This window comes from Pseudomonas sp. HMWF006, from assembly GCF_003061205.1.
In the GTDB taxonomy this organism is placed as follows: domain Bacteria; phylum Pseudomonadota; class Gammaproteobacteria; order Pseudomonadales; family Pseudomonadaceae; genus Aquipseudomonas; species Aquipseudomonas monsensis.
Genome location: NZ_QAIU01000523.1, coordinates 1,302 through 10,503 on the forward strand (window position 1 = coordinate 1,302; position 9,202 = coordinate 10,503).

General features: G+C 59.2%; 7 protein-coding genes, 1 tRNA gene and 1 pseudogene. All 9 read right to left on the reverse strand.

What is annotated here, in order from left to right; translation table 11 throughout:
* A pseudogene (locus DBR24_RS33410) lies at window positions 1-187 on the reverse strand (SAM-dependent methyltransferase); the annotation flags it as partial.
* Window positions 188-936: 749 nt separating this feature from the next.
* Window positions 937-1,095 carry a hypothetical protein gene (locus tag DBR24_RS31130; protein ID WP_177490671.1) on the reverse strand — a complete coding sequence of 53 codons (159 nt, stop codon included), beginning with the start codon at window positions 1,093-1,095 and terminating at the stop codon, window positions 937-939.
* A gap of 305 nt (window positions 1,096-1,400) precedes the next feature.
* Window positions 1,401-1,474, reverse strand: a tRNA-Gly gene (locus tag DBR24_RS23535).
* A 158-nt stretch (window positions 1,475-1,632) separates the two neighbouring features.
* Window positions 1,633-2,517 carry an alpha/beta fold hydrolase gene (locus tag DBR24_RS23540; protein WP_128615944.1) on the reverse strand — a complete coding sequence of 295 codons (885 nt, stop codon included), beginning with the start codon at window positions 2,515-2,517 and terminating at the stop codon, window positions 1,633-1,635.
* 316 nt (window positions 2,518-2,833) lie between these two features.
* Complete coding sequence (locus DBR24_RS23545) at window positions 2,834-3,526, reverse strand: pseudouridine synthase (protein WP_128615945.1); 693 nt, start codon at window positions 3,524-3,526, stop codon at window positions 2,834-2,836.
* A gap of 33 nt (window positions 3,527-3,559) precedes the next feature.
* The gene (locus DBR24_RS23550; protein ID WP_123465427.1) at window positions 3,560-3,790 is read right to left on the reverse strand and encodes a cysteine-rich CWC family protein; all 231 of its coding nucleotides are present in this window, start codon (window positions 3,788-3,790) and stop codon (window positions 3,560-3,562) included.
* Window positions 3,783-5,270: a sensor domain-containing diguanylate cyclase gene (locus DBR24_RS23555; protein WP_128615946.1), complete on the reverse strand. Its 1,488-nt coding sequence runs from the start codon at window positions 5,268-5,270 to the stop codon at window positions 3,783-3,785. Before DBR24_RS23555 ends, DBR24_RS23550 begins: the two co-directional genes overlap by 8 nt.
* A gap of 374 nt (window positions 5,271-5,644) precedes the next feature.
* Window positions 5,645-7,417 carry an allophanate hydrolase gene (gene atzF / locus DBR24_RS23560; RefSeq protein ID WP_128615947.1) on the reverse strand — a complete coding sequence of 591 codons (1,773 nt, stop codon included), beginning with the start codon at window positions 7,415-7,417 and terminating at the stop codon, window positions 5,645-5,647.
* Between the two features lie 24 nt (window positions 7,418-7,441).
* The coding region (locus DBR24_RS33415; RefSeq protein ID WP_256591763.1) for a carboxyltransferase domain-containing protein at window positions 7,442-9,202 on the reverse strand (1,761 nt) is incomplete at its 5' end.

Below are 9,202 nucleotides of genomic sequence, written 5' to 3' on the forward strand. Positions count from 1 at the left end.
GCTCGACCGCCCAACGGCTGAACCAGCCATAGCCGCAGCCCAGATCCACCACGTTCAAACCATGCATGGAAGGCAGCAATGCCTTGAGCACCGGCCACTCCGGCGCCGCGTCGAGGCCGCCGATGGAGCGATTCATCTGGCTGTAGCCTTGGAAGAATTCGGGATCGTCGTAAATGTTTTGCGTCATGGTGAAGTGCTCTTTTGAGTTCGATCGTCAGCGGCAAAGTGGCCGCGATTGGAATCCCTCGAAAGTGATGGCGCGTATTCGTCGATGGCCGCGCAGGGGGAGGGTGGTGGGTGATGGGGAATGCTAGTCGGTCGGGTGGGAGGTGAAAACCGGTGGAGTGTTGTGGATCTGTAATGTGAAGCGCCAACCTCAATCTCCGGACACAAAAAATCGGTTCTTTATGCGCGTTTTTGCTGTGCCTTCATTCCCCGTCAAAAAATCACGACGTGAGACCAATGTTTGAGTGAAGCGGGTAGAGGGATGATTTCTGGCATCCAATCCATTTGTGAGTAATGCATTTTGTCTGCCTTCGAACGGAGGGCAGGGCTACATCGAGATCAAACTAGCTAGGGGCATCAAGCGATGCCTCAGTGGCTAACGGCTTAAACCAGAAGGGGTCGTTCATCATCGGCTGCTATCGGCCGAGGCTGTGTAAAAACGTTTTTCAGCGCGACAGGTACTCAAGCCCGGACTGAGAATCGCGCTTCTACGTAAAATCCGCACCTGCTGATGTGCCGATAAATTTCAGATTCGACGTAAACGCGCACACTCCAATTTTGGCGAAGCGTTTTTACACACTCTGGGCCGAACGCTGCCGTTCGCGAATGGTAACCAGTGGAATACGATAATCGGCAGATGAGAGATGGGGTTTTCGATGGAATGAAATAGCCCGGCAATCGGTCGGGCGTTTTTGAAATTCAATATCGTACTCAGGCCTGCTTTTCGCGCGCCGCCAACATCACTTCATTCTGTTTCTTGGTAGCTTCGGTCAGCACTTCACTGTAAACGCGCTTCTTTTCTTCCGATTTCGCATTTCGAATGAAGTCTGCGAATGGACTCCTGGAGTCCTTTGTGGATCCGAGTTTCATGGGGTTGCCTCGTCATTGATCCCAAGCATGGTCATCAGGTCGTGTCTTGCTTCTCGGGGATAGGGTGGTCAAAGCCCCTGGGTGCGGATCATTCCCTTGAGCAGACTGCACTTGTTGTCATTAGAGAAACCGAAGCGTAGAGGGGGGACTGACGAATCTGCAATCTACGGTGTGTTGCTGAATGGTTCTGCGCTGTCGAAGCGGCCAACCTCAAATCCCAGCCACAAAAAAACCGGCCCTGTAGGCCGGTTTTTTCTATTCCTGCATCCCCCGTCAAAAAACACAACGTGAGACCAAAATTCGAGTGGAGCGGGTAGAGGGAATCGAACCCTCGTCGGAAGCTTGGGAAGCTACTGTTCTACCATTAAACTATACCCGCTCAGAGCGGCTGACTTTGTACCAGACTCGGCCACGGATTTGAAGTTTTTCTTTTACTCATGAACGCTTTAAATCGCTGAAAACGGTCAATCGCGGGCGAGCACTGCGGTGCGCAAAGCAAAATCCCAACCCTGCAGCCTCGCTCGCGACGACGCTTTTTCAAATGGCCAGTGCATGTTGATCCTGAACAAACGAGTAACGCGTTCGGCTGGTCTGCTGCGCCGGTTTCAGAAAGCCGAGCAAGGCGTTCTGGCTATCGCGGCAGGCGGCCTTGTGTTCCATGTCGAGGAAGTGCCCGGTGGCTTGCAGCGTAGTGAAGGTGCTGTGTGCCACGTGGTTGCCGAACAGGCGAGCGTCTTCAGCGGCGGTGTATTCGTCCCATTCGCCGTTTAGAAACAGCACCGGCACGTTGATCTTTTTCGCTGCATTCAGATAGCACTGCCGATCGCTGTGCAGCACGTCGCTGATGTGGAAGTGCATCTGTCCGTATTCGTGTTCCGCCAGGCTGCTGACGTGGCGATAGTTGAAGCGTTTGAACAGTGACGGCAGGTGTTTGCCGATGGTGTTGTTGACCAGGTGCCCGACGCGATCGCCGTCGCGTTGCCCGAGGTAATCGACGCCGCGCTCAAGGTAATCGAGCATGTGTGCGTTGATCACCGGCGAGAACGAACTGATCACCGCTCGTTCGATGCGCCGTGGCTGTTGCGCGAGGGCAACCAGCGTAGCTGCGCCGCCCCAGGAAAAAGAGAGCACGTGTTCGGCGGCGAAGTGGTCGATCAGCTCGAGCAGGATCTGCCCTTCGACTTCCTTCGTCAGATGTTTCTCGTGTCGGTTGTGGGCTTTTGACCGGCCCGCGTAGGGCTGGTCGTAGCAAACCACGTTGAATTGCGGGTGCAGGTTTTTCACAGTCTGTGCAAACGACGCAGTCGTGGCCATCGAGCCGTTGACCAGGATGATGGTCTTTTCTGCGGCGTCTGCGCGATAGAACTCCGTGTAAACCCGATACTGACCCTGTATATCCAGCACAGCGATTTCTGGCCTCATGTCATAAGACTCCTGGCAAGCAAGCGGGTATGCGCGCAAATAGAGATTGCACGAGCTTTGTGACAGGTAGGCATACGCCTGGAATTTGCTTGGCCCATGTCGATCCATGACTGCGGTCGACGGGTATTGTTATTGGCGGGCAGTCTGCCGGCTGAGGCGGAGCCTTGAAGGCTCTCTACCGGCAAAAAGTTTCTTGGATGTTTGTTGTGACTCATCGGTCACAATCTGGCCGACGTCCTGATTCAAGCAGGGGGATGGGGATCGCGCAAGTGCCATTGGTAAATTGTTCGACAACTTCTGCTGAGCGGTCGCGGGCTTAGAACAAATGGATCTCTTCGGTGCGCAAAGCACGGTACTCGCCCGGTTTTAGCGCGTTATCGAGCAGTAGCGGGCCCATGGATTCGCGGTGCAGGCGCAGGACTTTGTTGTTGAAGAACCCAAACATGCGCTTCACCTGATGGTAACGACCCTCGACGATGCTTAACCGCGCCGAGCGTGGGCCGAGCCGTTCCAGATGCGCCGGTTGTGTGGTCAGGTCCTCGAAGGCGAAGTAGATGCCTTCGGCGAAGGTGATCGCGTATTCCGGCCCGATCGCCTCTTCGGTTTCGACGTAATAGACCTTCGGTAGCTTGGTCTGTGGCTGGGTCAGGCGTCGCGACCAGGCGCCGTCGTTGGTGATCAGCATCAGGCCGGTGGTGTTGAAGTCCAGACGCCCGGCGATGTGCAGATCGTCCTTGTCGGGTTCGTCGATCAGGTCGAGCACGGTCGGGTGCTGCGGGTCACGGGTGGCGCTGACGCAGCCCGGTGGTTTGTGCAGCATGAAGTAGCGTGCCGGTTTACCGACCTGCAACACCTCGTCGTCGACTTCGACTCGGCTGAAGTCGAGTACTTCGCTGTGGGGATCGCTGACGACTTTTCCGTCAATCCGCACGCGCTTTTCCACCAGCAATAGACGAACCTGCTGACGGTTGTAGCGGGGCAGGTTGCTGAGGAAACGGTCGACACGCATGTTCAGAATTCGCAGGGTGAAAGGCCGCGCATCTTACGGGATCGACGGCCGGGTCGCTTGCAGTTGCGCCTCGACCTGCGCGCAACGCGGGCACAGGCAGGATTGGTTGCGCAGTTCTGGCGGCAGCGCTTGGAGCACGGCCGGGTCGATAGTCACGCCATAGCACCAGCATTCGCGGTCGGCGGTGCGCGGGTCGGCGAGGCTGCAGTCGTTGCGGGCGCCGCAGGCCGGGCAATGGTCGGGTTTAACGTCAGATTCAGGCATAAGTCGAGTGAGGCATTTCCACGCAGATTCGGTTGCGGCCGGTTTGTTTGGCCCGGTACATCGCATGATCGGCCCGCGACAGCAGGCTGTGCAAGGTGTCATCGCGTTGCAGGGTGGTGACACCGATGCTCGCCGTCAGGTTGAGGCTGTGGCCGTTGTAGGCATATTCGTGCTGTTCGACATGTTGGCGGATCTTCTCGGCAATTTTCTGAGCGGTGTCGCCGTCGGTGTCCTTCAGCAAAACGATAAATTCCTCACCACCCCAACGGCAGACAATGTCGGCGTGGCGTAGGCAGCTTTGCAGATCGCGGGCAAAACCGATCAATACCTGATCACCGGCCATGTGTCCGTAGGTGTCGTTCAACACTTTGAAGTGATCGAGGTCGAGCAACAACGCGGTCAGTGGTTTGGTCTCGCGTTGCGCTTCGTGCAGAGCCTGTGCGGCGAGAATGTCGAAGCCTCGGCGGTTGGGCAGTTCGGTGAGGCTGTCGAGGGTGGCCTGGGCGTGGATTTTGCGCTGGAAACGTTTGATCACACGGTTGAGCAACGCCAGGACAATCAGCGTCACCAACAGGCAGATCAGCAGATTCAAGTACAGCGACTGACGGATTTCACTCAGCGCGCCGTCCTCGCGTTTATCGACGAACAGGTACCAGTTCAACTCCGGAATAAATCGCACGTTGAGAAAATGCCCCTGACCATGGGTGGCATATTCATAGCTGCCGCTGTGCGGTTTGGGCAATTGACTGACCAGGCCTTTCAGGCTTTCGAGTTCACCGAGACGCTGGCCGATGTGCGCACCTTCCGGGCCGCCGTCGGCACCGGTCAACACCAGCCGGCCGAAGGTATCGACGAAATACACGCTGCGTTGATAGCGCTGTTGATACTTGTCGATCAGCTTGATCACCGCGTCCACGGTCAGGCCGACGCCCGCCGCGCCGATGAAGCGGTTGTGGTAGTCGTAGACCTTGTAGTTGATGAAGAACGTCAGGTTGTCCTTGTTGGCCAGATCCGGGTCGACGTTGATTTCGTACGGGTCTTTCATGTCGCGCACGCGGAAGTACCAGGTGTCGCGCGGCTCATCGACCTTGACCTGCTTGAGCACGCCTTTGGCGTGGTAATAGATGTGGGTGCTGTCGGACACGAAAAACGCCGTGTAGGCGCCGTAATGGGTCATGACCTCGTCGAGGTAGCGGGTCATCTGCTCGGGGTTCTGTTCACCGTTGACCACCCAGTCGCGCATGAAAGTATCGCGGGACATCATCGAAGAAATCAGGATCGGCCGGACCAGGTCTTTCTGGATTTCCGAGTAGACCGTGTCGGAGGTCAGCGGCAGTTCGGTGTTGACGATGCTGTCGCGGATCGATGCGCGGGAGGCGTAGTAGCTCAGCAGTGACGTGGCGAGGAACCCGGCGCCGAGGAGGGCGATCAGCGTCAGGACCAGCGAGCGTTGCGAGTACAGGGGAGAACGAAGCGGCATGGCGGTTCCGTTGGCAGTTGCCCGATGGCATGCATTCTAGTGGGATGGCCGGGAAAAGACTGCGGGATTTATGCCTGAAATGGCAGGGGATATGGCGCAGAGGGTGTGCCAGGAGGATCGCTCCCCTCACCCCAACCCTCTCCCGGAGGGAGAGGAGGCTAAATTGTGGTGATTTCAAAAGTTGTGTTCGGCTCGGTATCACCGCATGGCAAACACCTCGGTCAGTCCCCTCGCCCTCCTGAGAGGGAGCTAAATTGTGCTGAGTTCAAAACTTGAGTTCGACGGAGTATCACTGAATGACAACCCTCTTACAGACACCTCGGTCAGTCCCCTCTCCCTCCGGGAGAGGGCTAGGGTGAGGGTTGGTTTTTGGATCAGCTCCGAGTTTCAAGATACGCCCGCCACCCGCCCAAATGGCTGATGTCCAGCGCACCTTCCAGACCATACGGTTCGCAGATAAACCCGCTCTCCCAACGCCCATCCGCCAACTGCACCTTGCCCAGTCCAAGCGGCGCCGGAATTCCGGTCAGGAACGAGCCCAATTCGCTGCTCGGCAACTCCCACACTTCCACCGCAATCGCCACGCCGCCATGCTTGACTCGTACCATCCCCGGTCGCAGTGGTGGGCCGCCGGCCAATGCGTATAGTTGATAGTCCGGCGAGCTCAATGTCGTTTCCAGCAAGCGCCCACCCCGCTGGGTGAGTTGCCAGTTCAACGCCAACTCCTGCAGATGCGCGCCACACACCACGATGCGTGCGCGATCATGGCGCGCAACGTTCACCGGTGTCGGCAGGTTGCAATCCAACTGACGCTGCAGCGCATCGGCCACGCTCAGCAGGTATTGATCGGTAAACACCCGGCCAAACAACGTCACGCCCCACGGCAAACCGTTGGCCATGAATCCGCTCGGCACGGCGACGGCGGCGTAGTCGAGCAGGTTCATGAAGTTGGTGTAGCAACCCAGTTCGGAGTTGCGCAGCACCGGTTCTGCGTCCAGTTCGGCCAGTGTCACCGGGCGGCCGATGGTCGGGGTCAGTACGCAGTCGAGCCCTTCGAGTGCCTGGTCGCACAGGGCTTTCAGGGCTTGCAGCTGATACTGCGCGCGGAAGGTCTGCACGCCGGTCACCGCTGGCGCTTTGGCCAGCACGGCGCGGATCACCGGCAACACCGCTGCGGGATTCTGCTCCATCAGTTCACCGGCGACGCTGTAGCGCTCGGCGACCCACGGCCCTTCGTAGAGCAAGCGTGCGGCTTCGAGGAACGGCGACAGATCCAGTTCAACCGCTTCGCCACCCAAAGCCTTGAGCCGGTCGATGGCATCGCCGAACAGCAGCGGACCTTCGACGCAGCCGAAAAACTCAAGGTCCTGCGCGCGCGGCACACCGAAACGAAACGCCCGTGGCGCACCAAACGCCGAGCCGTCATTCCACGATGGATTGCGGCGGCTGTACTCATCACCCGGATCAAGTTTGGCGGTCAGCGCCAGCAATTGACTGGCCTCACGCGCAGTGGCGGTGAACGTAGTCACGCAATCCAGCGTGCGGCAAGCCGGCAGCACGCCGGCCGTGGAGATCAGCCCTTTGCTCGCCTTCAACCCGACCAGGTTGTTCAGCGCCGCTGGCACCCGACCGGAGCCTGCGGTGTCGGTGCCCAGGGCAAAACTCGCCACGCCCAATGCCACCGCCAGCGACGAACCGGCGCTGGAACCGCCGGACGGATACTCCGCCAACACGCTGTTGGGGCGTGCGCCAAAAGGCGAGCGACTGCCATTGAGGCCGGTGGCGAACTGATCGAGATTGGTCTTGCCCAGCGGAATCGCCCCCAGCGCCAGCAATTGCTCGACGATAGTCGCCGAGCGCTCGGGCACGTAAGAAAAGTCCGGGCATGCGGCGGTGGTGGGAATGCCGGCCAGATCAATGTTGTCCTTGATCGCGAAGGGCACGCCGTACAGCGGCAGACTGTCGAGGTCACGACCGTCGAGGGCGGCGAGGTACGGCTCCAGTTCTTCGACGCTGAGCAGATGAATGAACAGGTGATAATCCGGGTTCAGCGCGGCGGCTTTTTCCCGCAGCTTCGGCAGCAGCTGACGCGGTGTGGTGGCGCCGCAGCGATAGGCCTGGCGCAGAACATCGAGTTGCAGATTCATGAGTTGATCCTTATCCAATTGGCTTCAGTCGAGTTCGAGTACCACGAGCCGTTGCCCGGCGCGCACCGCTGAACCGGGCTGCACGCGAATCTCGCGCACCACCCCGGCCATCGGCGCGAGTACCGGGATTTCCATCTTCATCGACTCGAGAATCACCAGCACATCACCTGCCGCAACGCGGCTGCCGGCCTCGACCTGCACCTGCCAGAGGTTGCCGGCAATGTGGCTGTCGACGCTGTGTTCACCGTCGACCAACGGCGAATCCTCGCTGCACGGCGCCAGGGCTTCTTCGCTGTCGAAATGTGCCTGGCCACTGGTGATCCAGCGTTCGCGCTCGGCATTGAAGGCGCCCTGTTGCTGAGCCCGAAACGCGCTGATGCTCTCGGCTTCACGGTTGAGAAACGCCTGATAATCGGCAAGGTTGAGCTGGCTGTGTTCGATGTTGAGTTCGAAGCGCCCGAGCGGAAAATCCCGGCGGATACGCAGCAACTCGTCGGCGCTGACCGGGTAGAACCGGATCTGGTCGAAGAAGCGCAGCAGCCACGGTTTGCCATCGAACGCGGCGACTTCACGATAGCGATTCCACATCTGCAACGTGCGCCCGACAAACTGATAACCGCCGGGGCCCTCCATGCCGTACACGCACAGGTAGGCGCCGCCGATGCCCACCGAATTCTCCGCAGTCCAGGTGCGTGCCGGGTTGTATTTGGTGGTCACCAGACGATGGCGCGGGTCCAGCGGGGTCGCCACCGGGGCGCCGAGGTAAACGTCGCCAAGGCCCATCACCAGATAGCTTGCGTTGAACACTGTGCGCTGCACTTCGTCGAGGTTCGGCAGGTCGTTGATGCGGCGTATGAACTCCAGATTGCTCGGACACCACGGCGCGTCCTTGCGCACGGTGGTCATGTATTTTTCGATGGCCAACTGGCAGGCCGGATCGTCCCAGGACAGCGGCAAATGCACGATGCGTGACGGCACTTGCAGATCGTTGGCCGCACACACCGCGTCCCATTCGCCGGCGATGATGCCGAGCAGATCGGCGAGTGGCAGTTGCTCGGGCTGGTAGTGGATTTGCAGCGAGCGAATGCCGGGCGTGAGGTCGATCACGCCGTGCAGGGTTTTGCTTTCCAGCGCTTGCATGAGCGCGTGGGCGCGGAAGCGCAGGACGAGATTGAGTTCAGGCTCGCCGATTTCCAGCAATAGGTGAGTATCCCCGGAGACCCGCGCAACAAGCCGCCGATCCCCCTGACCCAACGCCAACACCACAGGCGATACCAGACCCTGTGGGAGCGAGCTTGCTCGCGAATGCGCTGGGTCAATCAATACTGATGTTTCTGAAACACCGCTTTCGCGAGCAAGCTCGCTCCCACAGGGGGCAGCCCATTTCAGGGCGAGCTCGCGGGCGTTTGAGAGAGAGACAGGGATGAACTGGATTTTATCGCCCGCCTTGAGCTGCCCCAGTTGCCAAAGGTCCGCCTCGATCACCGTCACCGGGCAGACAAACCCGCCAAGGCTCGGGCCGTCCGGGCCGAGGATCACCGGCATGTCACCGGTAAAGTCCACTGCACCGATTGCATACGGATTGTCGTGAATGTTCGATGGATGCAACCCGGCTTCACCGCCATCGGCGCGCACCCACTCCGGCTTCGGCCCGATCAGGCGCACGCCGGTGCGGCTGGAATTGAAATGCACTTCCCACAAGGTGGTGAAGAACGTGCCGATGTAATTTTCGGTGAAGTATTCCGGCGCGCCGTGCGGGCCGTAAATCACCCGAATCTGCCGCAC

What these genes read in the sequence shown, in the direction of transcription:
- DBR24_RS31130 (WP_177490671.1), bottom strand. Translation starts at nt 1,095, where the DNA reads ATGAAACTCGGATCCACAAAGGACTCCAGGAGTCCATTCGCAGACTTC.
- DBR24_RS23540 (WP_128615944.1), bottom strand. Translation starts at nt 2,517, where the DNA reads ATGAGGCCAGAAATCGCTGTGCTGGATATACAGGGTCAGTATCGGGTT.
- DBR24_RS23545 (WP_128615945.1), bottom strand. Translation starts at nt 3,526, where the DNA reads ATGCGTGTCGACCGTTTCCTCAGCAACCTGCCCCGCTACAACCGTCAG.
- DBR24_RS23550 (WP_123465427.1), bottom strand. Translation starts at nt 3,790, where the DNA reads ATGCCTGAATCTGACGTTAAACCCGACCATTGCCCGGCCTGCGGCGCC.
- DBR24_RS23555 (WP_128615946.1), bottom strand. Translation starts at nt 5,270, where the DNA reads ATGCCGCTTCGTTCTCCCCTGTACTCGCAACGCTCGCTGGTCCTGACG.
- atzF (WP_128615947.1), bottom strand. Translation starts at nt 7,417, where the DNA reads ATGAATCTGCAACTCGATGTTCTGCGCCAGGCCTATCGCTGCGGCGCC.